We start from the raw sequence: 26542 nt of genomic DNA, 5'->3' as shown, positions 1-26542 counted from the left end.
GGAAGATCAGAGAGCTGACACAGCAGGCGCTGTAAACAGGGAGTGGTTAATAAGCTAACGAAGTAGTGATGTGTTTACCTCGTTGTATAGCAAGAGCATGATTTTGCTTAGTTTTTGACCATACGAATTTGGAATGTGGTGCCGGGTAGCCCAGCCAATACCAAGGCGCCTTGTGCTGGCAGAGTGATAGGGGCAGAGCCATCTACCACGCTGTAGTGCAGGTTGTTGGCCTCACCATCGTAAATAGCGTATGCGCCCTTATCTGGCACAGTGATCTGAAGCGCATAGCCAGCGGTTGCGGGTGTCAAGCCAAACCATGTTGCTAAGCCATCGGAGGCAATTTCTACGTGCTGTATATCAGGCGTTAAGGCGGTGATGGATTGCTGGCTGATCAACACATCATCGTTTAGGTGCAGATACTCTTTACTGTCGCGTGTTTCAAATGTGGCTAGCTGTGTTTCTCGTCCTGCTTGGCCGGGAATTTGTACTTCGCTGATGGCACTATTGGCATTACGTATGCGTTTGGCTCCCCAATAGCCCTCGAAGTCTTTAGTGACGTGTACTTCTTCAGGTGGTAAGCCAGTCAAAAAACGTTCTGAGTTATAAACCAATTTTACGGGGTAGTAGCGCACACCATTGCGGGCCGCCCATGCTTCCTTAGTGGTAGCGTTTAATGGGCTGGGTTGTAGCTTCTGGGCTTGAAACTCAGAGGTGGCTGTTTGCCCTAAAAATGGGTGTGTACTGTAGCGGCGTACCCATAAATAGGTGCGGCCATTGGCGACGTCTACAAACTCTATGCGTGTGCGGCGGTCAGGGCTAACAAATCCTTGGTTGCCGGCGTATTGAAAGCTTTGTACATCAGTGTCAGGCACATAAACATTCAGTTCGCCAGATTGGCTAATGGTGATGGTTAAGCGACCATCGCTATGGGCGTATTCCCCCGCGTAAGAGGCCAGTTGTTGAGGCATGATGACGCCAGCTAATACGGGAAAGTTTTTCTCTACTAACGTAGTCGTGGCGATGCCTTTGGTCGCCAGCGCTTGCAATAGCAGTTTGGTGGCCAGTTGTTGATTGAGGCTGCTGCTGCCACCTGTGCTGAGTACCACGGCAGCCATGTTGTGCTGTGGTAGTACGACGAGTGAGGCATGGTGCGAGGTGATGTCACCGCCTTTGGCCAGTGCTTGCATGCGTAGGTCGTTAAAAGGGTACAGCTTGACGCTATCCCATCCCAAACCGTAGTTGCCGCTATCATCTGCTTCAGCAGGCCATAAGCCGCGACGATACTCAGCGGCTTGCATTTGGGCTAAGGAATTTTCAGACAATATGCCTGCGCCATTTTGCATGAATACACGAGCAAACGAAGCCATGTCTTCCGCGGTAGAGTTGATACCACCAGAAGCGATGACGTTGTAGTGTATCCAAGGCCAGTAGGTGGACTGGTCTTCAGGTTTGAAGTAGGCATAGTCAGCCGTGGCCGATGCATTTTCGGGCGTGCTACTGTGTGTCATCCCTAAGGGGCGTAGGAAAGTGTCGGTGATGTACTGCGTGAAGCTTTTGCCACTCACACGTTCCACCAACTTTTCGGACAGGGTGAAACAGCTGTTGCAGTACACCGAGTACGCACCAGGGTCGGCATTCAGTTCTTGCGTAGACAGAATGGCTAAAAAGTTGTCGTAGCCGTCAGTAGAGTTATCACCACTAATCAAGGCGTCGTTGACGTAATCGTCACCACGTAAGCCTGCCGAATGGTTCAATAACATACGGGCTGTGATGCGCTTATACCGTGGGTCTGCCATGGTGAAGTCGGGCAAATAACGATAAATAGGTGTGTCTAGATTCAACGCATTTGTTTCAGCCAGTTTCATCACACTGGCTGCGGCGAACATTTTGCTGACTGACCCTATGCCATAGACAGTTTCATGATTCAGTGGTTTTACGTTCTCACCTACCTGCCCAGAAACCACGATGGTATCCAGATCAATGAGTGCATACTGCACACTGATGTAATCCGAGCTTTGTACCAAGTTTTCGGCCAAGGTTTTGGCAAAGCGATCGAATGCCAACGTAGTGCGACTGTCTTGCAAGGTGGCAGTGTGAGCCACAGGTTGAGCGTGTGCAGCGCCGGATAAGGCCGCACAAAGAGCCACAAGAAGAATGGTTTTTTTTGTTTTGAGTTGCTGGGTCTGCAGCATGGAACATCCTCGGTGTAGATCAGATCATGGCAGGATAATGCCAAGGTAGCCTGCATTATGCGTGCCTATTGTTGGCCTTCTGTGGGCTAATTGTTGCCGTTGTGTGTAGGCGAGAAAAGACTAGATAACGGGCACAGAACAGCAGCCTTCAGGCGGTGTGAAAACCGTATCGTGCTCAAGGCTCTGTCAAGAAATGAAGCAATAAGGTGCATATCGTTTTTGGTGAGTTGGCTATGATAGCGCTAACTAATAATGAAATCCTAAGAGAGACTTTTGAATCTGCATCATGCGTATTTTACTGATTGAGGATGAGCCAGATCTGGCGCTATGGCTGACGCGTAGCTTAGAAAAAAAAGGGTTCGCGGTGGAGTGGGCAAATGATGGTTTGGTGGCCCATCATCGCTTACAAGTAGAAGAGTTCGATGCGCTAGTGCTGGATTTGGGCTTACCTAGTCTGGATGGCAGAGCCTTGTTGCAACGCTTACGCGCTAACGATAATCGTACCCCCGTGCTGATTCTCACTGCCCGAGATTCCTTACAAGATCGTGTGGAGACTTTGGAGTGTGGGGCTGACGACTTTTTACCTAAGCCTTTTCAAATAGAGGAACTGGTGGCGCGTATTAATGCGCTGATTAGGCGCAGCCGTGGCAAAGATAAACCGCGCATGGCCTGTGCCAGTTTGGTGTACGACTTGTCATTGCAGCGATTCAGTGTGGATGGGGTGGTGCTTTCTGTGTCCCCCAGAGAGGCAGAGGTGCTGCGGTTGTTGGTCAGTCGTAGCGGTGAGCCCGTAAATAAAAAATACATTCTGGAGCGCTTGAATACTCAGGATGTAGAGGAAATCAACATCGAAGCCATCGAGGTGCTTATTCATAGACTACGCAAGAAGCTACAGCACTCTGATGTGCAGATCAGCACCTTACGGGGCGTGGGCTATTGCTTGGAGCCGGTGGATGATGAGGCGGTGTAGTCGTGAGGTAGCGAGGCATAGGGAGTGTGACGCATGTTAAACAGCTTACGTTCTACGCTGCTATCTATTTTGATTCCCACGGCGGTGGTGATATCGGGCATCTCTTTGGTAATTTCCAGTGTGGAACTGACCGAGCAAGTGAATGCCGCGTTTGATAGGGCTTTAGCGGGCGCGCTGAAATCCATGGAGGCGAATGTGCGTACCATCAGTGGTGGGCTCGCGATGGAGCAGTCCTATTACATGATGGAGTTCATGGAATACACCATTAGTAGCCAGGTGTATTTTCGTGCAGTCACTGAAGATGGTTTGTCAGAAATTGGTTTTGCTGGCATGCCATTGCCCACTGAAAAATTAGCAAACAATAAGCCGGTGTTTTACAACGCAGAGTATTTGGGTGAGCCCTTACGTATCGCGGCCGTGGTGACCCAATCAGGTGGACGGTTAAATACTTTTCAAGACAGTCGCATCATTATTCAGGCAGGCGAAAACGTGAGTGATCGTAATGCCTTTATCAGCAAAGTGGTGCTGCAAAATCTGGTGCAAGACGTCATCACCCTTATCTTGTTTATCCTGCTCATTTTGGGTGGTACGTTGTTGGCGCTGCGGCCGTTGCGCAAAACCAGTGAGGCGGTACGGCTGCGATCATCCGATAACTTGCAGCCTATAGATGAAACCCGTTTGCCTCGTGAGGTACGTCCACTGGTGCAGACCATTAATCTGCATATGGAACGTTACGCCCTGAAATCCAGAGAGCAACAACAGTTTTTGGATGATGCCTCACACCAGTTAAAAACCCCGTTGGCGGTATTGCTAACGCAGGTGGACTTTGCTCGCTCTATTGCTAAAACGGATGAAATGAAAGAGGTGCTAGCGGCGATTCAAACGCGTTTAAATAACACGGTACAAATGACGCATCAGTTGGTGGCCTTGTCCAGAGTGCATGATGCTGCTGATCAGTTACGTAGCAAAGCTCAGTTTGAATCGGTAGATATATGTCAGGTCGCAGCAGAGGTTGTAGATGAGCTTTGGCATCTAGCGCGTGCCAAAAAACAAGACTTAGGCTTAGAGCTTCCCGAGACACCAGTACACATAGCTGGTGTGCAGTGGTTATTGCTACAAGCGGTGAGCAATGTGGTCAGTAATGCCATCAAGTATTGCCCCAAGGGGGCAACGATCACGGTTTCAGTGGTGACGACAGGTCAAGATTGCGTCTTACGTGTAGAAGACGATGGGCCGGGTATGAGTGATGCGGATAGGGCCAAAGCAGGGCATAGATTTAGACGTGGTGAAGCAGGGAAGGCGCAGCAAGGTTCAGGGCTGGGTTTGGCGATTGTGCAAGCAACGGCACAAATTCATCGTGCCACCATGCATTTAACAACAGGCGAGAACAACAGAGGGTTGGTGGTGGAGTTGCGGTTTGGTGGTGCAGCGTTATTACTGAAATAACTGGGGAATACCCTTGATGTGTGCAAAAACTGCATAAACTGAAAGGTGAGTGAAAGCTTCGCTACGTTAAGGTGCGTGTACTACAACAAGGATAGACTTTTTAGAGAGGTGACATGATGACACGCACTACGCTTCGTACGCTGTTGGTGAGCAGCATGATTGGCTTGAGCAGTGTGGCAATGACTGTACAGGCTCAACAACCTACTAAGCCTGAATGTATTGCTCCCGCACAACCCGGGGGTGGTTTTGATCTGACCTGCCGAGTAGCGGTAAATGGTTTTCTAGAAACAGGCGGTTTGGATCAGCCTATGCGCACCATCTACATGCCTGGTGGCGTAGGGGCGGTGGCATATAACCATATAGTGGCGCAGCGTGCCAGTGATGCGAATGCCATCACTGCGTTTTCGGGTGGCTCATTGTTGAACCTAGCCCAAGGCAAGTTTGGTAAGTATTCCGAAAACGATGTGCGCTGGGTAGCGTCCATCGGTAGTGATTATGGTGTGGCCATCGTGCGTGACGACTCTCCTTTCCAGGATTTGGGCTCGCTGATGGCGGCGTTTAAAGCCGATCCCACCAAAATAGTATTAGGGGCAGGTGGTTCTGTAGGTGGTCAAGATTGGATGAAAGCAGCCTTAACGGCGCGAGCAGCTGATGTGGACTTCCGCAGAATGCGTTTTGTGGCGTTTGAAGGGGGTGGCGAAGCCATGACTGCTTTGCGCGGCGGTCATATTCAAGCCTATATGGGTGATGCGGCAGAGGCCTACACCATGTTGGAGGGTGGTGCGCCTATACGCGTGTTAGCTGTCTTCAACGACAAACGCTTAGATGGTGCGTTGGCCGAAGTTCCTACGGCTCAAGAGCAAGGTTTTGATATTGAATGGCCTATTATTCGTGGCTTCTACGTAGGGCCTAAAGTGTCAGACGAGCAGTATCAATGGTGGGTGGCGGCATTTGATAAATTAATGCAAACACCGGAATTCGCTCAGTTGCAGCAACAGCAAGGGTTGTTTCCGTTCAACATGACCGGTGCTGAGTTGGATTCGTATGTGAAAGACAGAGTCGTAGAGTATCGAGAACTCGCTGACTCCTTTGGCCTGATCAAAAAATAAGGCTTTGATCCCCTCTTTAGCCCGGTAATTGGTTACCGGGTATCTTTTTCCTGCCTGTTTTGATGCAGGAGATTCAGGAGACTTCATGATGACGCTGAATAATCGCGTGCTAGGTGTGAGCGCGCTGGTTTTTGCCGCCCTGATTACGGCTTTTGGCTATGACTTGGAACCACCGTTTTCCTATGAGCCGGTAGGCCCCAAAGCTTTTCCCTTGTTGCTGGCGTTCATTATTGCGCTGTGCGGGTTGAGGCTCATACTCAAAGGCGGCGGTGAGGTTGCTCCTAACCCATCTGGCGCGACTGCCCGTATTGTGGTGATGGTAGGTGTGCTGGCTGGTTATGCCTGGTTGTTTCAATGGTTGGGTTTTATCGTTGCAACCGCACTGATGGCGATCTGTGTGGGGCGATTGTTTGGTGCCTCATGGAAGCAAGCTGTTATGGGTGGCGTGGGCATGGGTATAGGGCTGTTTTTATTGTTTGACTTGGCCTTGGATGTGGTCCTGCCGCATGGCATCTTAGGAGAGTGGCTATGAGTGATACTTTGACCTATCTGGGCATAGGGTTTGGGGTGGCATTTTCAGGCCTGAATCTGCTGGTGGCAGCCATAGGTTCGTTCATTGGCACGATTGTTGGCGTGTTGCCCGGTTTAGGGCCTATTAATGGTGTAGCCATGTTGGTGCCCATTGCTTTCGCCATGAAACTACCGCCAGAGTCCGCGTTGATTTTGCTGGCTGCGGTGTACGTAGGGGCTGAGTATGGTGGCCGTATTACCTCTATTCTGATTAACGTACCAGGTGAAGCCGCTGCGGTGATGACTACGTTAGATGGTTACCCGTTGGCACGTAAAGGGATGGCGAGCGTAGCGTTATCGTTGTCGGCGTTTGCATCTTTTATTGGGTCGGCAATTGCGATTTTTGGCATTGTATTATTGGCGCCGTTGTTGGCGAATTGGGCGGTGGCGTTTGGGCCTGCCGAGTACTTTGTACTGATGGTGTTTGCCTTTTGCGCGTTGACCAGTTTGTTGGGTGATGAGCCGGTGAAAGGGATTTTGGCAGCCATGTTAGGGTTGTTCATTTCTACGGTAGGGGTGGATGCTAACTCGGGTGTGTACCGCTATAGCTTTGATATTCCTAACCTTGCGGATGGCATCGACTTTGTGGTGGTCGTGATTGGTTTGTTTGCCGTCGCTGAGATGATGCAAATGCTGGAAAACCTGCTTGGTGGGTTGTCTATAGAAGTGCCTAAGAGCAAACGTAAACTCTTTAACTTGAAAGAGTTGGCCTTTACATGGTGGAGCACCATACGTGGTGGCTTGATGGGGTTCTTTATTGGGATTTTACCCGGTGCAGGGGCGAGTGTGGCATCTGCCGTCGCGTATGCTAACGAGAAAAAGTACATCGAAGGCAAAGACCCGAATGCGTGTTTTGGCAAAGGGGATATGCGAGGCTTGGCTGCGCCAGAGTCTGCTAACAACAGTGCGGCGACAGGCTCCTTTATTCCTATGTTGACGTTAGGCGTGCCAGGCTCAGGAACGACTGCGGTGATGATGGGGGCGCTTACCCTCTACAACATTACCCCAGGTCCCATTCTGTTTGAAGCACAACCTCAAATTGTTTGGGGGCTGATTGCTTCTTTGATGGTGGCTAACGTCATGTTATTTATGATGAACGTACCCATGGTGCGTGTGTTTGCAGCAATGCTTTCCATTCCTCCTCGTTTGTTAGTACCAGGTGTCTTAGCCATTAGCTACATAGGTGTGTATGCGCTAAATGGCACAGTCTTTGACTTGGGCATGGTGGTTGGTATAGGCGTGATTGGTTACTTCCTACGTAAGCTGGACGTACCTATGGCACCTATGGTGCTAGGAGTAGTGTTAGGCAACATGATGGAACAAAACTTACGTCGCGCCTTGTCCATCACAGATGGTGATGTGGGTATCTTGTTTAGTAGCCCTGTTTCTATAGGTTTGTGGGTAGCTGCTATCTTGGTGAGTGTAGGGCCTATGGTGTTGCGATACTTTGCGCATCGTAAAGCTAAAAAAAGTGAGGCGTAATAAACGTGCCTAAGGTAGTACAGACACGATAAACGCACGAACGTTAATCATCTTGCTACAAGCGTAAACGGCCTAGACAGCGTGATTGTCTAGGCCGTTGTGCATGAGGCAATAGCAGTGATGTGCTGTGCAGCTACTTAGAGCAGAGATTCTATGGGTAGCCAAGACAGAAAGCCCACGTATAAACGCTTCCAAAACGACGAAGACGGTTCCGTGGTTTGGGTATGTGTACCTTGAGAGCTTTGGCTAATCCACACCACATCATTGTTTTCTGCCAGCGCTAACTTATACGCGTAGTAAGGAACAACATGGTCGAAGGCACTGGTGATGGATTGAGCGATGTCCTCGCTTTCAATCACAAAACCTAGCTCGGTATTTAGCACAGCAGAACGAGGGTCGAAATTAAAAGACCCCACAAATGCACGCTTACCATCTACGGCAAAGGTTTTGGCGTGCAGGCTAGAACCCGAACTACCAAAGGGCCCCGCCTTTTCTTTGGCCCGTTCCGGGTCACCCTCTCTACGCATTTCAAACAGCTCTACGCCTTGCTGCAGCAAGGGCAGCCGATATTTGGCATAGCCTGCGTGTACCGCTAGTACGTCGGTGGCCTCCATTGCATTGGTGAGAATACGTAAGCGCACACCTTGTTTGGTGAGGGCGGAAAATGCCTCAACCCCTTGTTGAGTCGGAACAAAGTAGGGCGATACTAAATCGATGGATTGCGTGGGTTCCCCCAGAATTTCTAATAGTCTGGGCATCAACAAAGAGGTAGGTTGTGCTTTGCCCAGTACCTTGTCTGGGTCATCGCTAACCATGGTGACAGGCACCCACTGAAACGCTAACTGGCCGGCCAAGAGGTTTTCGACAAAGGTAGAGGTAGCAATGTTTTCTACATATGCTTGGGCTTGGGGTATGCGTGAAGCATTGCGCTCTTCTGAAAGCAGCGCCTCAGCCGTTTTCTGGTCGGGTGTGTCTACCAATAACTCAATCGGGTAGGCTGCTTGATGGTTCCAGTAACGGTCAAAATCCGTAGCGACCTCATCGACAACGGGGCCTACCACCATGACATCTAAATCGGCAAAGGCTACGTCTTGCGTCGCGCCAAAATATTCATCCCCAATATTGCGCCCACCTACGATGGTAGCTTGACCATCCACGGTGAGCGACTTGTTATGCATGCGTCTATTGAGACGACTGAAATCGGTTAAGAAACCTAACTGTTTAAAGGTACGGAATGGGAAGGGATTAAACAGCCGGACTTCCACATTGGCTTCAGCATTTAGCAACGCCAGCTTTTCGTCTAAACCACTGGTGCCGTTGTCATCAATGAGCAGGCGTACGCGCACATTGCGTTTGGCCGCTTCATGCAACGCATGCAAAAGCAAGTTGCCCGTAATGTCATCCCGCCAAATGTAATACTGCACATCCACGCTACGTTGCGCCGTCGAGATCATTAATATGCGTGCTGCAAAAGCGTCTAGCGCATCAGGCAGCGGCACCACACCGGACAGTAGCGGATGTTGTGCTACTTGTGGCTGCACACTTTTTCCCAGCAGCGTGTCGTGGGTATCGTGTTGTAGGCAGGCTTCTGATACCGTTTTATCTGGTGTGGCGGGTAAATGGCAGGCAGACAAAATCCCCGCAGAAAGCAGCAACAACGCATTGCGCGGTGAGAAGTATCCCGGTCTGGCCATAATGATTCAGCAATATGAGAGTAGCGTGACGTGTGAGCTCGCGCATCAGCGTACAAGCCGTAGACGACGCCTACCGAACGGTGGCGCCGTCTCAGTCTACTAAAAAATGGCTCAAGTCGCGAAGATAGAGAAAAATAGTTACGCGCCGGTGGCTGGCTCTGGCACAGTCACCCCTTTTTGTACGGCAGGCCGCGCGGCAATACGTTCATGCCATGCAGTGAGGTGTGTGTGGTGGCTGAAATCCATATTAATAATGCGTGCGATATGCGACCAGCCAAAATGAGCAATATCGGCAATAGAGTAGTGCTCACCGGCTAAATAAGGGTGTTGTGCCAGTTGTTGATCCAGTACTCCAAAAAGCTGGTTTGTCAGGCGTTGATAGCGCTCAATGGCGGCGGGGTTGGGTGTGCTATCAAATAACTCGAAATACACACGTTGGCCAATAATGGGCCCTACACTGGAGGCATGAAATTGCAGCCATTTAATGGCTTCCCAGCGTTGTTGTAGATCGCTGGGCAACAGTTTGCCTGTTCGCTCCGCAAGATAGAGCAAAATCGCAGCAGACTCAAACAGCACCACGCCGGTGTCGTCGTCTTTGAGCACAGGAATACGGCCATGTGGGTTCAGCGCTAAAAACGCGGGCTGACGGTGCTCGCCTTCTTCGATACGAATGTGGTGCAAGCTGTAGGGCATGCCTAACTCTTCTAAAACAATGGTGATTTTGAAGCCATTAGGCGAGCTATCGGTGTAAAGATGTAACATAACAGTCTTTGAATTTTCTAAAGGTAGAATAGGGCTTAAGTTAGGCAATTTTCGGCCGTTATTAGCTCGTAAATAAAGCGATTTATACTAACTTTAGAGTTTAGGAAAACTAAAATGAGTGTGATGCCACCTTTGCAGGCGCTACGTACGTTTGTGGAAGTCGCCAAACAGGGCAGCATCAAAGGTGCAGCCGAGGCACTACATGTGACACCGGGTGCGGTGAGCCAGCAAATGCGCTTACTGGAAGAGCGCTTGAATACCGAGCTATTGCAACGTGAGCGTTTAGGCATGCGGCTTACCTATATGGGTGAAAAGCTGTACCCCATGCTGAATGACGCGTTCTCACAAGTTGATAGGGCAATGGATATGGTAGCGGCGCACGCCAGCACCAAAACACTCACCATTAGTACGGTGGCTGCGTTTGCGGCATCGTGGCTAGTGCCGCGACTGGGGCGCTTTACGCAACAGTATCCGCATATTGAAGTGCGGGTAGAAACTGGCTCAGATCTCGTTGATATGCGCAAAGATCGCGTAGACATCGCGCTGCGACATGGGTTGGGCGACTATCCAGAGTTGGATGTGCTGCCTTTAATGGCTCCGGTGTTAGTGCCTGTGGCAGCAGCTAGCTTGCTACAAGGGCGAAGCATACAAGAGCCTGCAGACTGTTTGGATTATCCGCTGCTGCACGATGTGGATCGTGCCGATTGGTCATTGTGGCTGCGTGCACATGGCGTGGATGTTGATGAGCATACGCGATCTGGCGGTGTGTTTGAGGATGACTATTTGCTCATACGAGCAGCCGAAGCAGGGCAAGGTATAGCCTTGATTCCAGAAGCTTACGCCCGCGAAGAAATCAAAGTGGGTAGATTGCTGCAGGTGCTAGATAAACCGTGGCCTGCACGATTTGCTTATTACATTGTGACGCGTCCAGGTGCAGCAAAACGCGCAGAGGTACAAGCCTTTATTGAGTGGGTTTCTGCCGAAGCGGCAACGATATGATCCCTGCTTGCCGGGCAACAGGCTGCTATACGGCCGATAATACGTTTACCGGCTACATAGCCAGAGTCGGCACCTTGCGTTTGGCATGCGCAAACAGGGTATGCAATACCATAGGGATAGCGATGCCCAAGCCTATGTAGAGTGGCCAAGTAAATTCGCTGTAGTAATGGTTCAGGGCTTTGGTTTTGTGCAGATCCCATAGACCAAACCATGAAAACACAATGTCGAGTAACACAAAGGCCAGTATGTGATACGACATGATGGGTTTAGAGTGCTGCCCTATGCGTTTTAGTAGGGGAATGTGTTCGTAGTGTGCAATGACTTTTGCCACAGAAAACACGGCCACAATACCCGCTAAAGCCGTTAGCGTTTGGTACACAAAGCCCACGTTGTACTTACTCCAGGCAATCACTAAAGGCTCTAGTACATCGTATTGAGACATCAGGTAAAGCAGCACAAAAGCGGCTACAAATGCGTATACACCGCTGTGTTTCATTATCAGGTTTTTGCCTACATAGCCCAGTAAGAAAAATGAAGAACCTACCAAGATTTGCGCAAGCAAATTGAAGTAAAACACCTTCGAGCTTTGATAAACATCGGCCACATAATCCATCCCTGCATAGCCGCTGAACAACGCGATAAGTAAGATGGTTGCGTATAAGGGGATGGGGGCGGTGATCACTTTCGCTACGGCACTTACGACGATAAAACACAGTAGTGACACAATCGCGTAGGTAAATAAAAACCACCCCACGAAAAAATAGCTGCCGCCGTGAAAGCTTTGCTCTATAGGGTACAGCACCGAATCCAGCAAATTCCCACGCCACATGCTGGTATAGGCGATGGGGTAAAGCTGGTGCAGGATGGCAAAGACTAGCGCGATCAATACATAGACGGCGGCAATGTAAAACAAGTGCTTTCTTACAATGCCCAGCGCGTGCGACGCTACGCTTCGGCGGGTATTAAGTAACAAGCCGCCTAAGAAGAAAAACAGCGGCATATGGTAGACATAGGGCTTTAGAAAGGTAAATGGGTCACCGGGGTAGTGACCTATTACCACCGCAATAATGCCTAATGCCTTCACATAATCCAGTACTAGCGAGTCTGTGTTGCTGATCGTAGGGGAGGACAACGGGTACACCTTTTTGCTGCGTTCTTCATTACACGGTAACAAGAAAGGTATGAGGCTACTAAGTAAAATTATCTAAGGTCTTGTGACAATTTCTTGGCACACACACTGCGTAGTGGGTAGTTGCGATGAGAGCAGGCGATGGAACGCAGCATCGCGCTAGAGTCTCAGAGAGCAGTAAATCGTATTTACTATAGGAAAAATGGCCCACATCTGTGGGCCATTTCTTATGCCGCTTACAGCGGCAATTCCCGATTCTGCACTAGATTCTTCATCACCAACGTAGACGTTAACCGTTGCACTCCCGGCATGGCAGAAAGTTGGCGGTCATACAGTACTTGGTAGGCCTCTAGATCTTTCACGACAATCTGCAGCATATAGTCGGGGTCACCAAACAAGCGCTTGGCTTCAATGATCTGCGGAATGTCGATAACGGCGGCTTCAAAACGGTTGATGTTTTCTTGGTTACCATCGCGCATGGTCACAAATACGACAGCTGAAAATCCTAACCCTAAGGCAAGAGGATTCAACTGTGCGCGGTAGTCTCGTATAGCGCCAGATTGCTCTAATGCCTTCAAGCGACGGTGGCAGGGAGACAGGCTTAAACCTACCCGTTCAGCCAGTTCGGTGATGGTTAAACGACCATCAGATTGAAGTTCAGCAAGAATCTTCTTGTCAAAGTCATCCATTTGCAATTTTCTTCCAAAAATAGACCTCATATGGTCTTTATTTGAAAGCATATTCTAATGGATTGGGGATATTCTTCCTATTGATTTTTGAGTATGTTTAATCAATAGAGGTTAGCGTGTCGTTCAGCATTTTGGCGTCGTTTTGGCTGGTGTCGTTTTTGTTGGTGATTGTGCCTGGTATGGACTGGGCTTATGCTATTTCGGCGGGTATACGGGGTAAGACGGTGGTCGCTCCTGCAGTGAGTGGGATGTTGTTAGGCCACTTGGCGGTGACGGGTTTGGTGGCGGCAGGGGTGGGGGCGGTTGTGGCCGATATCCCTTATGCGCTAGATGCGGTTACGCTGGTGGGAGCAGGGTATTTGCTGTGGTTGGGGGTAGGGATGATTCGCCACCCGGTGTCACCACTGGCGGAGTTCAGTAATGCGCCAGACCGCAGCATGCAGTGGATTGTCAAAGGCATAGGGGTAAGCGGTTTGAATCCCAAGGTGTTCCTACTGTTTTTAGCGTTGTTTCCGCAGTTTGCAGACCCAGCCAGCTCGTGGCCGTTATCGGTACAAATGCTGACCTTAGGTGGGATTCACCTAGTGAGTTGTGGTGCTGTGTATTTACTGGTGGGCTATAGCTCACAAGCGGTATTGCAAACGCGACCTGAAATGGCCCAACGGGTTAGCCAATTGTCGGGCTTTTGTATGATGGCGATTGCGGGGGCGTTGTTGGTTGAGTTGGTGGTGCAGCACAGCTAATCAGCGAGTTAACGGGCACTGCTGTGCCCCATTGCACCCTTGTTGATACCTAGACTGGTTTCCCCTAAACAATCAATAAAAGCGCGTAACTTAGGGGATAAATCTCGGCTAGATGGCCATACTATCCAGATAGGAATAGCGTTTTGGGTGCAGTCTTCTAAGATGGTTTGTAGCAGCCCTTGCTGCACATACTCCGCCACACTAAAGTCTGGCAAGCAAGCTATGCCTTGGCCATTTAAGGTCAAATGGATGCGCATTTCTATGCTATTGCACACGAATGAGCGCGGCAGTTCTATGGCTTCCTCTTCGTCATTCGTTGGTAAGGGCCAAGGTTCTAGCCTGCCATTGGTAGGAAAGCGGTAATGCAAGCAGGTATGAGTCAGTAAATCTGCCGGTTGTTGTGGGTGGCCATGTGTTTCAAAGTAGGCCGGTGCCCCCACTAACACACGCTGTAGTGCGCCAATTTTGCGGCGTTTTAAACTAGAGTCGGTGAGTTTGCCTGTGCGTACCGCCGCATCAAACCCATCACCAATCACATCAACGATGTGGTCCGAAAAATCCAAGTCCAGTTCTACGGCTGGGTAGCGCTGCATAAAACTGGCAATAGCGGGTTGGAATAAGCCGCTGTATTTGGGCAGGCTGACACGTAATTTGCCATGCGGGGTTTCGCTGGCATTGGACATTTCTAACTCAGCAGCTTCTACTTCAGCCAAAATTCGCAAGCAGCGTTCAAGAAACCGCTCGCCATCGGCGGTTAAGGCTAAGGTACGCGTGCTGCGGTGAAATAAACGTACGCCTAATCGTTCTTCTAGTCGGGCAATCGCTTTGCCTACGGCCGAGGGCGATAACCCCAGTTCACGGGCAACCGCAGAAAACCCTAGTCGTTCTGCGACACGTACAAATACCCCCATACCGCCCAAGTTATCGATCATATGCGATTCTATTTAAGATAAATTGGTCCGAAGTGTTGATTACTCTAGCATATTTTTCTTGGCTATTTTTGATCGTAAGCTACTGATCTTGCTTTAGTAGTGCGTGTAACGGCAGTTGTGTTCCGTGCTACGTGATTTTTACAGTAGAGAAACCATGTCTCATTTTTCACAGCCATCGTCCATGCGTTGGCTTCAATTGGCAGCAGCCTGTTTGACTGGGCTGCTTATTCCTTTATGTTTCACCGGGCCAGCAGTTGTACTGCCGTCAATTAGTGCAGACCTAGGCGGAACTGCGACCCAGCTTAGTTGGATTATGAACGCGTACATCCTGAGTTATGGTGGCGCGGTGATGGTCTCAGGTAGTTTGACGGATATTTATGGGCGTCGACGTATTTGGTTGTTGGGCTTAGGCTGGTTTTGCGCCGTAACCTTTGCCATCCCTTTCATGCCATCAGTGTTTTGGATTGATATTCTGCGTTTGTTGCAGGGGTTAGGTGGTGCGGCTGCTTTTGCTGCGGCCATGACGTCTTTAGCACCGCTGTTTGAAGGGCAGGCACGTGCCAGAGCTTTTAGCTTATTAGGCACCACCTTTGGCTTGGGGTTGGCATTCGGCCCGTGGGTAGCAGGCTGGATTGTAGAGATCAGCAATTGGCAGGGCGTGTTTTATGTGACCGGCGCAGTAGGGCTGGTGAGTATAGCGATGGTGATGGTGATGGTGAGCACCTCTACCACGCATGAAAACACCAGTGGTGCATTAGACTGGCCGGGGGCGATCAGCTTTACCTTGGCGTTGGGTTTGTTCACGTACGGCATGCTGTTGATTCCCGAAAAAGGCTGGTGGGATACGACGGTCATCAGCGCCTTGGTGGCCTCGGTGGTCGTGTTCTCTGTCTTTGTTGTCATAGAGAAAAAAGTCACCAAGCCCATGTTGGATCTGAGCTTTTTCAAACAGCCGTCTTTTGTGGGCGTGCAAGCTTTGGCAGCATCCCCTGCATTTTTGTTTATAGCCTTGATTGTGGTGTTACCAGGCAGGTTCATTGGTATTGATGGCTACAGTGCCTTGCAAGCTGGTCAGATGATGGTGTGGTTGGCGGCCCCTTTGCTGGTGGTTCCCGTCATTGCAGCAATGTTGACCCGTTGGTTTACGCCGGGGGCCCTATCCGGAGCCGGGTTGATTATCGTGGCGATGGGCTTGTTGTGGTTAGCACAAGCGTTTGCTGCAGAGGGGGCGCATCAGGTGCAACTGCCTTTATTGCTAATCGGCATAGGCATTGGTTTGCCGTGGGGCTTAATGGATGCGATGGCCGTCAGTGTAGTGAACGCCGATAGGGTCGGTATGGCGACAGGTATCTTTAATACCGTGCGTGTGTCGGCGGATGGCGTAGCCATTGCAGTGGTCAGCGTGTTGTTGGCCACGTTGATACAGCAGAGTTTGGTCTTGGACGTAGGTGCGTTGCCAGCAGAGGCAGTGATTAAAGGGGCAGGCCTTGCCGCACTGGGAGAGCTACGCGCGGCAGCTGAGTTATTGCCCGGTGCTGAGGCCGCTTTGGCGCATAGCTATGCAGAGTCCTTTGTGCATGTATTGTATGCGTTGGCTGGGCTGGCTGTGTGTGTTGCCATCACCGTGTTTTTGTTATTACGAGGTCAAGGTAGTGAGTCAACGGTAGCAGCAGAGCGAGTGTAGTCGTAAGTTGCTGTGAAGAAGTGCGAAGGCTCGTGACAGCCTACTTTGGCTCTGTATGATGAGCTTGTTTATGTTTTGTTTCAATTTGAAATAGGTGTTTCAAATTTGAACCTTTTATCGGTAATTTTTCCAATATGGCTGGTTTATAATCCCTGCTCAAAATTTATCAAACAAAGTTTTAGTTAATAGCAATTAATTAAAAATAGAATATAGAGTGGGAAGCTAGAATGAAAAAACTAAGTCCAAAAACCTCGCTGATACTAGGGGTTATTCTGTTGGTGTTGAGCGCATTGATTTACTGGAAAAGCCAAGATTCCGGTATCAGTGCTGCTGAACAAGCAAATTGTGAAAAACAAGTATTAGCTAACTACGGTAACAGCGCAGATGCTTTGATAGGTCAGTGCAAAACCAGTGTGGGTTTTATCGCCATGATGAATGCACGTTCTGGCGGTGCTAGCTCGGCAGGCGAAATGGCTCAAGCTATTAGCGCTGCGAACCAAAGTGATACAGGCAGCCACTTGATCTACATGTTCTTGATGGGTTTGTCGTTGGCACTGGGTTTGGGCTTGCTGCTGAACGGTGTGAAAGGTTTGAAAAAATAAATAATTGAAAATAATTAGAAGCGCATAAATTATTTTCAATTTATGCGCTTTTTTATTTGTTTTAATTAAGAATAAAAAAGCCTGTTATTGCACAGCGCCGTGCTTGATGGAGTATGTGTTCGGTGTATTCCACCTTGGCACGCAGTACTTCCCTACAAATGGCCAACAAAAGCTATAGCGCTATTTGGTATTTGACGCTCATTTCTGTCTTACCGGAGGGCGCGGTTTCAGCAATAGGCTCACCTTGCTGAGCGAAGCCTACTGTTGTTAGCGCATAGGCTGATGCAGGGTTATCTACGACGGTGCGTGCACGTAAATGCGTTAAGCCCAACTGCCGGGAAATTTCCATCGCCAATAGTAGGGCATGTTTAGATACTTTACGACCACGATGATTGGGGGACACCCAGTAACCTATTTCGGCATCTGTGGCGGTGATATCAAAGAACACCATGCTGCCCAGAAACTCATCATTGTTGGCGTCAGCAATACTCAGCACGGCCAAAAAACCAGCTTGTAAACCTTCTGTAATCACGCCTTGAATCATGTCGCGCACAATCTCTGGTGTGTAGTGGTCTAAGGGTAAGTGGGCAAAACGTTTGACTGATATATCTTCAGTGCCCGCAGCATAAGCCTCAGCATCGCTGTCTTGCATAGTACGAATGCAAATAGAGCCATCAGAGCAGGGTAAAACAGAAAGAAAAGAGAGTGGTGGGTGTTGAGGCACGTCTTGGAAAGTGTCCATGTAGCAATAGAAAGAAGTTTGGTGAAATTTGGTCAACTATACCGTCATCGTACGGCAGATCTTTTTAGAAACTGTATGTCGAAATAGCTGTGCCAGTTCCCGAGCTCAGGGTATCTCACTATACATTTAGAAGAATTCAAACGGACGATATAGGCATTGGTTACCAAGGGGTTTTGATCCTGATGACATCATACAAAACGGGGTCAGATGATATTATCTGACCCCGTTTTTAGTTGATAACAGCTAGTAGCTAGCGTATTAAACGCTTAGATTACTGGTGCACCATGTTGCGTAATAATTTCCAGTATGCCGTTGATCACAAACTGGACGCCCATGCAGACTAGTAAAAAGCCCATCACACGGGCAACCGCTTGCACACCGCCTTCACCCAAGAACTTATTGATGCTGTTGGCGCTGCGTAAACATACCCAGAACAATACCCCTAAGAGTATAGACACGATGATAGGGGCTAGCGTTAATGTCAGCGTGCTGTAGTGCACAGCATCAGACTGCACTGTAGCGGTGGCACTGATAATAAATGCAATAGTGCCAGGGCCTGCCGTACCGGGTAGTGCTAAGGGTACAAAGGCAATATTGACGGTTTTACGTTGCGCTAAGGCATCGGCATTCGCCTCGGCTTCAGGCATGTCATTGGTACCTTGCGTGGGGAACAGCATGGTGAAGCCAATAAAGGCCACAATCAAGCCACCCGCAATACGCAAGCCGGGGATGGAAATCCCAAATGAATGCATCACCCATTGCCCTGCAAAATACGTCACCAGCATAATCATAACTACATAAATAGCAGCTTGATTGATTTGCTTGTTACGTTCTTGAAGGGGTATATGACGGCCTAGCGATAGCAGCAATGTCATGGAGGTTAACGGGTTGGCCAGGGGAAGCATGAGGGTGAGGCCAAGCCCGACGACGGTGAATAGCTCTATCAGTTGATCCATAAGTAAGCAGGTAGAAAATAGTCAAAGAAAAGGTGTCGCAGCGTGCTTAGATGATGCAAGCACCACCCTCACAATCATTGCTAGGCTCTATTTCTTCCTGGTTTTCAATGAACTCTTGGTGTTTCTGATTGAGCTTTTTTTCGGTCTCTTCGTCTAGTTCAAAGTCAAAGTTATCAATATCCATTTTTTCACCTAAGCAGAGTTGAGTTCTGGCTCCAGTATAGGTGATTTGTAGGTGATGGGTCATGCATGTGCGTGACTGCAGGTAACCTGTGTGCGGGATCGGTTGGGTATGAAAAAGCCCTCATTCTGCGGAGTGAGGGCTGAGTGTGAGCAGTGTAGCTAGACGTGCAGCTTAGAAAGTGCGTGCTGGTTTTTTGAACAAGACATAGAGCAAAGCAAGCACGCAAACGGCAAATAGCCCCATTCCCCAGAGTGCGTACTCTATGCCCAGCAGTTCTACACGAGCATCCATGCAGGTGGCGTAAATACCGAACAGTGATGGGAATTGGCTTTCCAAACCAGATTGCGTCATGATGCGGTCTGCCAAGGTTTGATCACAAGAAAAACTCAACGACGCCACGCTGTACTGGTGCCAGGCTGCCCAAATGCCGCTTGCTGCCAGCAAGGCACTCAGCAGCGTCAGCAGTTTAGCGATAACGTTAATACGGAGTTTTGCGGCGATGCCAGCAACTAAGCAGCCTACGCCTACGGCAATGAGCATGAGTCGTTGTAGCACGCACCACGCGCAAGGGCGCATGCCAAACATATGTTGAGAAACCAGCGCTACAGCCAGTGCCAAGAAACACAGCCCAGAAAGTAGGAACAGGAGTTTAGTAGAGGTATTGTTCATGATTGAATCAAGAAAAGGCGGAAGGGTTACTGGGTAGCTTTGGCAGCTTCAATAAGCAGATTTAACACCAGATCATGCACGCCGTCCCACACAATTTGCACACCCAAGCAAAGTAGGATGAATGCAGATAGACGCATGAGTACCGCAGTGCCGGTGGTGCCTAGCTTATAAAGAAACTGCGAAGCAAAACGTAAGCACATGTATACGATTATGGCCGCAGCAGCGATGGCTGTGATTGAGCCGGTTAACTTACTGGCGGTTAGTACGGTGGTGGAGTCGTGCAGTGTCACCCCCACGGTCAAGGCGGCAGAAATTGAGCCTGGTCCACACAGCATGGGGAAGGTCAGGGGGTAAAAGGCTTTGGAGCGCACTTTCTCAAAAGAGTATTGCTCTACCATATCTTGTGCGTGGCTAGTATCTGGGTCAGTCGCAACCACTAGATTCCAGGCGGTGACAATAACCAGCAGCCCGCCGCCTATACGGATGATGGGCAATGAAATACCAAACAAGTCCAGCACCAAGTTACCAGCGACCAGAGCGATGGCAAGCATAATAAAGATGTTGACGCATACGCGTTTGGCTAATTCGTTACGTGCAGGTGTTGAGGCCCCTTCAGTCAATGTTAAGAAGATAGGAGCCGCCGCCGGTGGGTTAAGCATGGGTAGCAGGGTAGCAATGGTAAACAGAAAGCTTCTGCCAAAATCCAACCATAAGACTGAATCGGTCATTTACGTAAAACCCTGATGATTAAAGCGTTTCGGCGAGTTGTCGCTCGAAATTCTTGAAGTGTGTTTGGTGTTGCAAGTGTTCGCTGTAGAGCAAAAAGCTGTCTTCTACCCGTAAGCCTAGCGTCATGATTTTGGCAGATTTTAAATTGATACCATTGCTGACAAAAACTTTAGCGAGACTATACAACAGCCCTTTGCGATCGCTTGTGACTATTGTTAGTTTCCAGAGGTGATTACCGTGCAAGCTCAGCTCGAAAGTTGGGGTAATGGGGAAGGCTCTGGCCTGCGCTTCGTAGGGCGCAATGTAATCGGTAGGCTCTGGTTCTTCAGTAGTAGGGGTTTGCTGCAACCAATGCTCTAAGCTGTGTTTGAGGCGTTGCGCAAAACTCGCTTGCTGCGCGGTTTCGGCAGGCACTTCAATCACAAAGGTATCTAAGGCCCAGTGATGCTGTGTGGTGTAGATACGAGCGTCTTGAATACCTAAGCCGTTTTGGTCGAAAAACTGACACAACTGCATGAATAAATCTGAGCGGTCGGGAGCGTAGACCATGACTTGATGTAGGTGGTCATTGCCCAATGCGTGTACCGATGCGTAAGCAAAATTGGCTTGTTCCCAAATGGGGCATAGTTCATGACTGTGCCAAATAATATCTTCGCTGTCGTGCCGTAGAAAATAATCCGTATCCAAGACACTCCAAAAACGTTGCACGGCTTCTAGCGCTATACCGCGTTCCAGTAATTGATTCTGCGCGGCTTGTTTGCGTTGGGCAAGGAAACTGCCAGCAGGTAACGTATTTTGGTGGCGTAAGGCTTTATGCGTGAGGTGATACAGATCATCTAACAGCTTGGCCTTCCACGTATTCCAGATATTAGGGTTAGTGCCTTTAATATCTGCAATGGTCAACATATACAGCGCATCCAGCGTGTGCATGTTGGGTAAGTGGCTAGCAAATTCTTGGACTACAGCGGGATCGTAAATATCGCGTTTTTGTGCCACCAGCGACATTTGTAGGTGCTCTCGCACCAAAAATACGACCAAGGTGGTTTGCTCTTCGGTTAGCCCATGCTCATGACAAAACAGCAGTGCGTCTTCAGCACCTAGTTCAGAGTGATTGCCGCCACGCCCTTTGGCAATGTCATGAAAAAGCGCTGCAATGTAGAGCACCCAATAGTCTTGAAAATCGGTAGCGAGTTCGGCAGCCAAGGGGTGTTCGTTGGCATGGTCAGCCATAGTAAAGCGACGCAGATTGCGTACCACCATCAGCGTATGCTGATCCACCGTATAGGTGTGGAACAGGTCATGCTGCATTTGCCCGACGATACGCCTAAAAGGTGGCAGATAGCGTGGCAGAATATTCAGCATCGTCATCAATCGCAGGGCATGTAGCACCCCACGAGGTTGCTGCAAAATCTGTATAAATAGCTGGCGGTGTTTGGGCTGGCTGCGGAAGCGCTCGTCTATTAGCCGACGGTGGTGCCAAATTGCTCGCAGCGTAGAGGCCGTCATGCCCTGCAACTGAGGTTGCTGTTGTAGATGCAAGAAGCTGCGAAACAGCAAAGCAGGCTGCTGTGGTAGCAACTCTGGTTCACGTAAGTGCAAACGGTGGTTCAGTATCTCGAAATCATTATCCAAAAACTGAGGCAGTGCGTTGGGAGCGGGAAGTAGATGTTCTTCCAGCTCTTGCATGAAGATAAGGTTCAACTGCGAAACCACGCGAGCAGCCCAGTAATAGCGCTGCATCAGCACTTCGCTGGCTAAACGCCCATCCGTATCTTGAAAACCATACAGCGTGGCTAAGCGGGGTTGTAAATCAAAGAGCAGTCTGTCTTCGCGGCGCTCGCAAAGCAGATGCAGCTCTACACGCAGCCGCATAAAGGCCGTACTGACTCGTTTAATAGCACGCAGTTCGGAGTCATCAAGCAAACCGGAGTGCGCAATGTCTGACCAGGTGTCACCTAAGCCTGCTGCTTTAGCTACCCAAAACAGCACTTGTAAGTCACGTAAGGCGCCAGGCGATTCTTTGCAGTTGGGCTCTAACGCGTAAGCCGTGCCCTGATAGCGTAGGTGACGTTGACGCATTTCAGCCCGTTTAGCCAAAAAGAAGGCTTGGGGGTTGAGTGCATCATGCAGTTGTTGCCGTAGTTCGTTGACCAGAGGTGTCGAGCCACAAACCCAGCGTGCATCTAAGAGTGATGTTTGGGTGGTGATATCTGTGCGTGCTTCGCTGACGCATTGTGCGATTGTGCGCACGGCATGGGCCGCTTTAAGGCCGGTGTCCCATAGCGAGGCAATCAATTGCTCAACGCCAGCGGCCATGCTGGGGGTGGGCGTGCTGGGCAGTAGTATAAGAATATCGAGATCGGATTCGGGGTACAGCTCTTTACGGCCGTAACCGCCCACTGCACAGACCGCGCACTCTTCAGGAAGAGCTGCTCGTGCAAAAAGTTTTTTAAGAGTTTGATCGGCGATTTGGCTTAATCGGCGCAGCAACGGCTCAGCGCGATGATTGCGCTGAAACCGTTCTATGGCTTTACGTCGTCGTTGTTGATGACGCAAGCGTATGGCAGCAATAGCCATAATCTACTTAGGCTTGGTGGCCTTTTACAAAGGCTGGTGGAGCCGGCATGTCAGGTGAAATGGTCAACACTTCGTAACCGGTGTCAGTCACCAGAATGCTGTGTTCCCATTGTGCTGATAGGCTGCGGTCACGCGTCACGACTGTCCATTGGTCAGGCAGTGTGCGAATATCGCGACGACCAGCGTTAATCATGGGCTCAATGGTGAAAATCATGCCGGGTTTCAGTTCTACACCCGTACCAGGTTTGCCGTAATGCAACACTTGTGGGTCTTGGTGGAATTTTTGACCAATACCGTGACCACAATATTCACGCACTACAGAGTAGTTTTTAGACTCAGCGTGCTGTTGAATCACATGGCCAATATCGCCCAAACGGATGCCGGGTTTGACCATGTCAATCCCTAACCACATACACTCATACGTGGTTTCTACGAGGCGTTTTGCCAAAATGGAAGGCTCGCCAATGTAATACATACGGCTTGTGTCACCAAACCAACCGTCTTTGATAACCGTGACGTCAATATTCAGTATGTCGCCGTTTTTCAACGCTTTATCGCCGGGGATGCCGTGACAAATAACGTGGTTAACAGAGGTGCAAATCGCGCCAGGGAAGGGCGGATAGCCCGGAGGGGCGTAACCCACGGTAGCTGACTCTACATGCAGGGTATTGGTGATGAAGTCCTTGCAGAGCGCGTCCAATTCAGCCGTAGTAATGCCAGCACGTACGTGTGTACCTAGGAAGTCCAAGGTGGCTGCTGCGGCCTGGCAGGCAGCGCGCATTTTATCTAAATCAGCGGGATCGGAAACAATAATACTCATGATGACTTGAATTAAAGCGTTTAAAAATAGTAAAATTACGGACTTACCCGTATTTCGCCACTAGTCTTTACTTATTGTATAGCTTTTGAGAGAGTCTTGCGGCGGCAACAGGTAAGACTTTTATTTATGTAAATCGCGTGCCCATTTGTCTCGGGGTGTCTGGAAGATTGCCTAAGCTTTAGTGCAAGATCCCTACCGGATACTGAATGGGTACAAGACCTAACCCTTGTGAGAACAGCATGTCTTTAATGCGTGAAATGTTGGAAGCCGGCGTACACTTCGGCCACCAAACCCGTTTCTGGAACCCAAAAATGGCTCAGTACATTTTTGGTCAACGTAACCGTATCCACATCATCAACCTGGAAAAAACGGTTGTCAACTTCATCGACTCCCAGAAGTTCATCACTCAGCTAGTGGCTCGTGGTGGTAACGTTCTGTTCGTAGGTACTAAACGCGCTGCGCGTGAATTGGTAGCTGCTGAAGCTGAACGTTGCGGTATGCCATACGTAGACAGCCGTTGGCTGGGCGGTATGATGACCAACTTCAAAACAGTTAAAACTTCTATCAAACGTCTGAAAGACATGGAAGCTCAAGTGGCCGAAGGTGCACTAGAGCGCATGACTAAGAAAGAAGGCCTGCTGTTTGAACGTGAGTTGGAAAAACTGCACAAATCCATCGGCGGTATCAAAGACATGAACAAGTTGCCAGACGCACTGTTCGTGATCGACGTTGGCTACCACAAAATTGCTGTGGCAGAAGCTCGCACACTGGGTATCCCAGTTGTGGCAGTTGTTGATACCAACCACTCCCCAGATGGTTTGACTAAAGTTATTCCAGGTAACGATGACTCCGCCAAAGCTATTGCGTTGTACGCACGTGGCATGGCTGATGCCGTTCTGGAAGGCCGTAACCAAGCACTGAGCGGTTTGGTTGAAGGCATCCGCGAAAACGAAGAATTCGTTGAAGTGGAAGAAGTTGAAGTTGTCGAAGAAAGCGGCAGCGAAGAGTAATCTCTTCACCTAAACCCTGCCTCGTGCAGGTGGCGACTGTTCGTTTCATGATCCCTGAACAGTCGCCGCGTAGAATTTCTCGGCCCTGGTTCGCCAGGGCCCGTGTTTACCGAATTGGAGAATATCGTGGCTCAAATCTCAGCATCGATGGTTAAAGAACTGCGCGAAAAAACTGACGCGCCAATGATGGAGTGCAAAAAAGCGCTGGTTGAAACTGATGGCGATATGGCCAAAGCTGAAGAGCTGCTACGTGTAAAACTGGGCAGCAAAGCAAGCAAAGCCGCATCGCGCGTAACAGCCGAAGGCTTGGTGACTGTATTCATTGCTGAAGACGCCAAAACAGGTGCCGTAGTTGAAGTTAACTGCGAAACCGACTTTGTTGCCAAAAACGATGATTTCATCAACTTCGTGAACGAAGTGGCTAAACTGGTTGCAGAAAACAACCCAGCAGACGTAGATGCTTTGGCTGCATTGCCTTTGAATGGCAGCACAGTAGAAAGCGTACGTGCAGAATTGATCGGCCGTATTGGCGAAAACATGACTATCCGTCGCTTCAAACGTTTTGAAACAGCTAACAAGCTGGCTCAATACGTGCACGGTGGCCGTATCGCTACATTGGTTGAATTCGCCGGTGACGACGAAGTTGGTAAAGACTTGGCTATGCACATCGCTGCAACACGTCCTAAAGCACTGGATGCATCCGGTGTTGACGCTGCTGACATCGAAACAGAGCGTTCCGTAGCTTCTCAGAAAGCTGCTGAATCCGGCAAGCCAGAAGAAATCGTTAAGAAAATGGTAGAAGGTTCCGTTGCCAAATTCTTGAAGGAAGTGACTCTGTTGTCTCAGCCTTTCGTGAAAAACGACAAACTGACTGTAGAGCAAATGCTGAAAGAGCAGGGCGCTCAAATCAGTGGCTACGCTTTGTTTGTAGTAGGTGAAGGTATCGAACGTCGTAACGAAGACTTCGCTGCTGAAGTAGCTGCTGCTCAAGCTGGCAACTAATACGAAACAGTGACAGATTTTAATTCTGTTTCGTTTTTTTCGGCAGGCGCCATAGACTGGCGCCTGCCATTGTGTTTTACTGCATTAAATTTCATCAGTACCTATGTCTGGAAGCCCTGCCATGAATACCCCTCTCTATAAACGTATTCTGCTTAAATTATCTGGTGAAGCGCTAATGGGGGAAGATGCCTTTGGCATTAACCGCGCCACCATCATGCGCATGACAGAGGAAATCTCCGAAGTTGTTGCGATGGGTGTTCAGGTTGGTATCGTAATCGGTGGCGGTAATATCTTCCGAGGTATTGCTGCGGGTGCGCAAGGTATGGACCGTGCCACTGCTGATTACATGGGAATGATGGCCACCGTGATGAACGCACTAGCGTTGCAAGATGCGTTGAAAAATCGTGGTCTGGATGCGCGCGTACAGTCCGCTCTGAATATCGAGCAGGTTGTAGAGCCTTACATCCGTCCCAAAGCCTTGCGCTATCTAGAAGAAGGCAAGGTGGTGGTATTTGCTGCTGGTACCGGTAACCCGTTTTTTACAACGGATACTGCTGCAGCGTTGCGTGGCGCAGAAGTGGGTGCGGAAATTGTGCTGAAAGCAACCAAAGTAGACGGTATTTACAGCGCAGACCCGAACAAAGACCCCGGTGCTACGCGTTATGCGCGTATTAGCTTTGATGAAGCTATTGTGCGTCGTCTTGAAGTCATGGATGCTACAGCTTTTGCGTTGTGCCGTGATCGAAAACTTCCTATCAAAGTGTTCTCCATCAACAAGCTTGGCGCGTTGAGCCGCGCAGTGTGTGGTGAAGACGAGGGTACTTTGGTACACGTTTGATACAGGAATTCA

25 protein-coding genes are annotated in these 26542 nt (G+C 49.6%); 12 read left to right on the top strand and 13 right to left on the bottom strand.

All coding sequences use genetic code 11. The annotated features are described in order from the left end of the window. Nucleotides 1-107 precede the first annotated feature (107 nt). Nucleotides 108-2192, bottom strand: coding sequence for a serine hydrolase domain-containing protein (locus tag ACLPHM_RS03800; RefSeq protein WP_430219939.1), 2085 nt, complete (start codon nucleotides 2190-2192; stop codon nucleotides 108-110). 286 nt (nucleotides 2193-2478) lie between these two features. On the opposite strand from ACLPHM_RS03800, the gene ACLPHM_RS03795 reads away from it, so the two are divergent. From ACLPHM_RS03795 to ACLPHM_RS03775, 5 genes are all read left to right on the top strand, one after another. Then, entirely contained in the window at nucleotides 2479-3162 is a 684-nt protein-coding gene (locus ACLPHM_RS03795; protein ID WP_430219938.1) for a response regulator, read from the top strand. A 33-nt stretch (nucleotides 3163-3195) separates the two neighbouring features. Continuing rightward, the gene (locus tag ACLPHM_RS03790; protein ID WP_430219937.1) at nucleotides 3196-4608 is read left to right on the top strand and encodes a sensor histidine kinase; all 1413 of its coding nucleotides are present in this window, start codon (nucleotides 3196-3198) and stop codon (nucleotides 4606-4608) included. Nucleotides 4609-4763: 155 nt separating this feature from the next. Further along, a complete protein-coding gene (locus tag ACLPHM_RS03785; RefSeq protein WP_430220746.1) occupies nucleotides 4764-5717 on the top strand; it encodes a Bug family tripartite tricarboxylate transporter substrate binding protein in 954 nt (317 codons plus the stop codon). A 94-nt stretch (nucleotides 5718-5811) separates the two neighbouring features. Then, the gene (locus tag ACLPHM_RS03780; protein ID WP_430220745.1) at nucleotides 5812-6249 is read left to right on the top strand and encodes a tripartite tricarboxylate transporter TctB family protein; all 438 of its coding nucleotides are present in this window, start codon (nucleotides 5812-5814) and stop codon (nucleotides 6247-6249) included. Next, nucleotides 6246-7769 carry a tripartite tricarboxylate transporter permease gene (locus ACLPHM_RS03775; protein WP_430219936.1) on the top strand — a complete coding sequence of 508 codons (1524 nt, stop codon included), beginning with the start codon at nucleotides 6246-6248 and terminating at the stop codon, nucleotides 7767-7769. The genes ACLPHM_RS03780 and ACLPHM_RS03775 overlap by 4 nt, the downstream gene beginning before the upstream one ends. A gap of 137 nt (nucleotides 7770-7906) precedes the next feature. Here ACLPHM_RS03775 and ACLPHM_RS03770 read toward each other — a convergent pair whose 3' ends face one another. Continuing rightward, nucleotides 7907-9463: a phospholipase D family protein gene (locus tag ACLPHM_RS03770; RefSeq protein WP_430219935.1), complete on the bottom strand. Its 1557-nt coding sequence runs from the start codon at nucleotides 9461-9463 to the stop codon at nucleotides 7907-7909. Nucleotides 9464-9601: 138 nt separating this feature from the next. Beyond that, entirely contained in the window at nucleotides 9602-10225 is a 624-nt protein-coding gene (locus ACLPHM_RS03765) for a glutathione S-transferase family protein (RefSeq protein WP_430219934.1), read from the bottom strand. Between the two features lie 114 nt (nucleotides 10226-10339). Here ACLPHM_RS03765 and ACLPHM_RS03760 point away from each other — a divergent pair, with 114 nt between their 5' ends. Further along, nucleotides 10340-11224, top strand: a complete 885-nt coding sequence (locus ACLPHM_RS03760; RefSeq protein ID WP_430219933.1) for a LysR substrate-binding domain-containing protein — start codon at nucleotides 10340-10342, stop codon at nucleotides 11222-11224. A 52-nt stretch (nucleotides 11225-11276) separates the two neighbouring features. Here the strand turns inward: ACLPHM_RS03760 and ACLPHM_RS03755 are convergent, their stop codons facing one another. Next, nucleotides 11277-12356 carry an acyltransferase family protein gene (locus ACLPHM_RS03755; RefSeq protein ID WP_430219932.1) on the bottom strand — a complete coding sequence of 360 codons (1080 nt, stop codon included), beginning with the start codon at nucleotides 12354-12356 and terminating at the stop codon, nucleotides 11277-11279. Nucleotides 12357-12589: 233 nt separating this feature from the next. Continuing rightward, the gene (locus ACLPHM_RS03750; protein ID WP_135863419.1) at nucleotides 12590-13042 is read right to left on the bottom strand and encodes an Lrp/AsnC family transcriptional regulator; all 453 of its coding nucleotides are present in this window, start codon (nucleotides 13040-13042) and stop codon (nucleotides 12590-12592) included. Between the two features lie 116 nt (nucleotides 13043-13158). Here ACLPHM_RS03750 and ACLPHM_RS03745 point away from each other — a divergent pair, with 116 nt between their 5' ends. After that, the gene (locus tag ACLPHM_RS03745; protein ID WP_430219931.1) at nucleotides 13159-13785 is read left to right on the top strand and encodes a LysE family translocator; all 627 of its coding nucleotides are present in this window, start codon (nucleotides 13159-13161) and stop codon (nucleotides 13783-13785) included. 8 nt (nucleotides 13786-13793) lie between these two features. Here ACLPHM_RS03745 and ACLPHM_RS03740 read toward each other — a convergent pair whose 3' ends face one another. Further along, nucleotides 13794-14714: a LysR family transcriptional regulator gene (locus tag ACLPHM_RS03740; protein WP_430220743.1), complete on the bottom strand. Its 921-nt coding sequence runs from the start codon at nucleotides 14712-14714 to the stop codon at nucleotides 13794-13796. 157 nt (nucleotides 14715-14871) lie between these two features. Here ACLPHM_RS03740 and ACLPHM_RS03735 point away from each other — a divergent pair, with 157 nt between their 5' ends. Together ACLPHM_RS03735 and ACLPHM_RS03730 are read left to right on the top strand one after the other, a co-directional pair. Further along, entirely contained in the window at nucleotides 14872-16401 is a 1530-nt protein-coding gene (locus ACLPHM_RS03735) for an MFS transporter (RefSeq protein ID WP_430219930.1), read from the top strand. Between the two features lie 227 nt (nucleotides 16402-16628). Beyond that, entirely contained in the window at nucleotides 16629-17003 is a 375-nt protein-coding gene (locus ACLPHM_RS03730) for a hypothetical protein (RefSeq protein WP_430219929.1), read from the top strand. 172 nt (nucleotides 17004-17175) lie between these two features. Here the strand turns inward: ACLPHM_RS03730 and ACLPHM_RS03725 are convergent, their stop codons facing one another. From ACLPHM_RS03725 to map, 7 genes are all read right to left on the bottom strand, one after another. Continuing rightward, nucleotides 17176-17745, bottom strand: coding sequence for a GNAT family N-acetyltransferase (locus ACLPHM_RS03725; RefSeq protein ID WP_430219928.1), 570 nt, complete (start codon nucleotides 17743-17745; stop codon nucleotides 17176-17178). 266 nt (nucleotides 17746-18011) lie between these two features. Next, a complete protein-coding gene (locus tag ACLPHM_RS03720) occupies nucleotides 18012-18701 on the bottom strand; it encodes a MarC family NAAT transporter (RefSeq protein WP_430219927.1) in 690 nt (229 codons plus the stop codon). Between the two features lie 46 nt (nucleotides 18702-18747). Continuing rightward, nucleotides 18748-18885, bottom strand: coding sequence for a hypothetical protein (locus tag ACLPHM_RS03715; RefSeq protein WP_168246865.1), 138 nt, complete (start codon nucleotides 18883-18885; stop codon nucleotides 18748-18750). A gap of 171 nt (nucleotides 18886-19056) precedes the next feature. Further along, nucleotides 19057-19554: a disulfide bond formation protein B gene (locus ACLPHM_RS03710; RefSeq protein WP_430219926.1), complete on the bottom strand. Its 498-nt coding sequence runs from the start codon at nucleotides 19552-19554 to the stop codon at nucleotides 19057-19059. A gap of 26 nt (nucleotides 19555-19580) precedes the next feature. Beyond that, nucleotides 19581-20282: a MarC family protein gene (locus tag ACLPHM_RS03705; protein ID WP_430219925.1), complete on the bottom strand. Its 702-nt coding sequence runs from the start codon at nucleotides 20280-20282 to the stop codon at nucleotides 19581-19583. Between the two features lie 19 nt (nucleotides 20283-20301). Further along, nucleotides 20302-22860, bottom strand: coding sequence for a [protein-PII] uridylyltransferase (locus ACLPHM_RS03700; RefSeq protein WP_430219924.1), 2559 nt, complete (start codon nucleotides 22858-22860; stop codon nucleotides 20302-20304). Nucleotides 22861-22867: 7 nt separating this feature from the next. Then, the gene (map, locus tag ACLPHM_RS03695) at nucleotides 22868-23680 is read right to left on the bottom strand and encodes a type I methionyl aminopeptidase (protein WP_430219923.1); all 813 of its coding nucleotides are present in this window, start codon (nucleotides 23678-23680) and stop codon (nucleotides 22868-22870) included. Between the two features lie 239 nt (nucleotides 23681-23919). Here map and rpsB point away from each other — a divergent pair, with 239 nt between their 5' ends. The 3 genes from rpsB to pyrH all read left to right on the top strand — a co-directional run bounded on the left by rpsB (nucleotide 23920) and on the right by pyrH (nucleotide 26530). Next, a complete protein-coding gene (rpsB, locus tag ACLPHM_RS03690; RefSeq protein ID WP_430219922.1) occupies nucleotides 23920-24690 on the top strand; it encodes a 30S ribosomal protein S2 in 771 nt (256 codons plus the stop codon). Between the two features lie 126 nt (nucleotides 24691-24816). Next, entirely contained in the window at nucleotides 24817-25692 is an 876-nt protein-coding gene (gene tsf / locus ACLPHM_RS03685) for a translation elongation factor Ts (RefSeq protein ID WP_430219921.1), read from the top strand. A gap of 121 nt (nucleotides 25693-25813) precedes the next feature. Next, on the top strand, nucleotides 25814-26530 hold the full coding sequence (gene pyrH / locus ACLPHM_RS03680) for a UMP kinase (protein WP_430219920.1): 717 nt from the start codon (nucleotides 25814-25816) through the stop codon (nucleotides 26528-26530). Nucleotides 26531-26542: the final 12 nt, after the last annotated feature.

The sequence above is a fragment of the Paenalcaligenes sp. Me131 genome (genome assembly GCF_050487225.1).
In the GTDB taxonomy this organism is placed as follows: domain Bacteria; phylum Pseudomonadota; class Gammaproteobacteria; order Burkholderiales; family Burkholderiaceae_B; genus Paenalcaligenes.
Note: the sequence above shows the minus strand (reverse complement) of the source record. Positions and strands in the feature narration are given on the sequence as shown.

Coding starts and splice junctions, on each gene's coding strand:
- ACLPHM_RS03775 (WP_430219936.1), top strand. CDS start 6,246: ATGAGTGATACTTTGACCTATCTGGGCATAGGGTTTGGGGTGGCATTT.
- ACLPHM_RS03785 (WP_430220746.1), top strand. CDS start 4,764: ATGATTGGCTTGAGCAGTGTGGCAATGACTGTACAGGCTCAACAACCT.
- ACLPHM_RS03800 (WP_430219939.1), bottom strand. CDS start 2,192: ATGCTGCAGACCCAGCAACTCAAAACAAAAAAAACCATTCTTCTTGTG.
- ACLPHM_RS03715 (WP_168246865.1), bottom strand. CDS start 18,885: ATGGATATTGATAACTTTGACTTTGAACTAGACGAAGAGACCGAAAAA.
- ACLPHM_RS03790 (WP_430219937.1), top strand. CDS start 3,196: ATGTTAAACAGCTTACGTTCTACGCTGCTATCTATTTTGATTCCCACG.
- ACLPHM_RS03795 (WP_430219938.1), top strand. CDS start 2,479: ATGCGTATTTTACTGATTGAGGATGAGCCAGATCTGGCGCTATGGCTG.
- ACLPHM_RS03700 (WP_430219924.1), bottom strand. CDS start 22,860: ATGGCTATTGCTGCCATACGCTTGCGTCATCAACAACGACGACGTAAA.
- ACLPHM_RS03705 (WP_430219925.1), bottom strand. CDS start 20,282: ATGACCGATTCAGTCTTATGGTTGGATTTTGGCAGAAGCTTTCTGTTT.
- ACLPHM_RS03710 (WP_430219926.1), bottom strand. CDS start 19,554: ATGAACAATACCTCTACTAAACTCCTGTTCCTACTTTCTGGGCTGTGT.
- ACLPHM_RS03730 (WP_430219929.1), top strand. CDS start 16,629: ATGAAAAAACTAAGTCCAAAAACCTCGCTGATACTAGGGGTTATTCTG.
- rpsB (WP_430219922.1), top strand. CDS start 23,920: ATGTCTTTAATGCGTGAAATGTTGGAAGCCGGCGTACACTTCGGCCAC.
- ACLPHM_RS03765 (WP_430219934.1), bottom strand. CDS start 10,225: ATGTTACATCTTTACACCGATAGCTCGCCTAATGGCTTCAAAATCACC.
- pyrH (WP_430219920.1), top strand. CDS start 25,814: ATGAATACCCCTCTCTATAAACGTATTCTGCTTAAATTATCTGGTGAA.
- ACLPHM_RS03720 (WP_430219927.1), bottom strand. CDS start 18,701: ATGGATCAACTGATAGAGCTATTCACCGTCGTCGGGCTTGGCCTCACC.
- ACLPHM_RS03725 (WP_430219928.1), bottom strand. CDS start 17,745: ATGGACACTTTCCAAGACGTGCCTCAACACCCACCACTCTCTTTTCTT.
- ACLPHM_RS03750 (WP_135863419.1), bottom strand. CDS start 13,042: ATGGATGACTTTGACAAGAAGATTCTTGCTGAACTTCAATCTGATGGT.
- ACLPHM_RS03760 (WP_430219933.1), top strand. CDS start 10,340: ATGAGTGTGATGCCACCTTTGCAGGCGCTACGTACGTTTGTGGAAGTC.
- ACLPHM_RS03770 (WP_430219935.1), bottom strand. CDS start 9,463: ATGGCCAGACCGGGATACTTCTCACCGCGCAATGCGTTGTTGCTGCTT.
- map (WP_430219923.1), bottom strand. CDS start 23,680: ATGAGTATTATTGTTTCCGATCCCGCTGATTTAGATAAAATGCGCGCT.
- ACLPHM_RS03735 (WP_430219930.1), top strand. CDS start 14,872: ATGTCTCATTTTTCACAGCCATCGTCCATGCGTTGGCTTCAATTGGCA.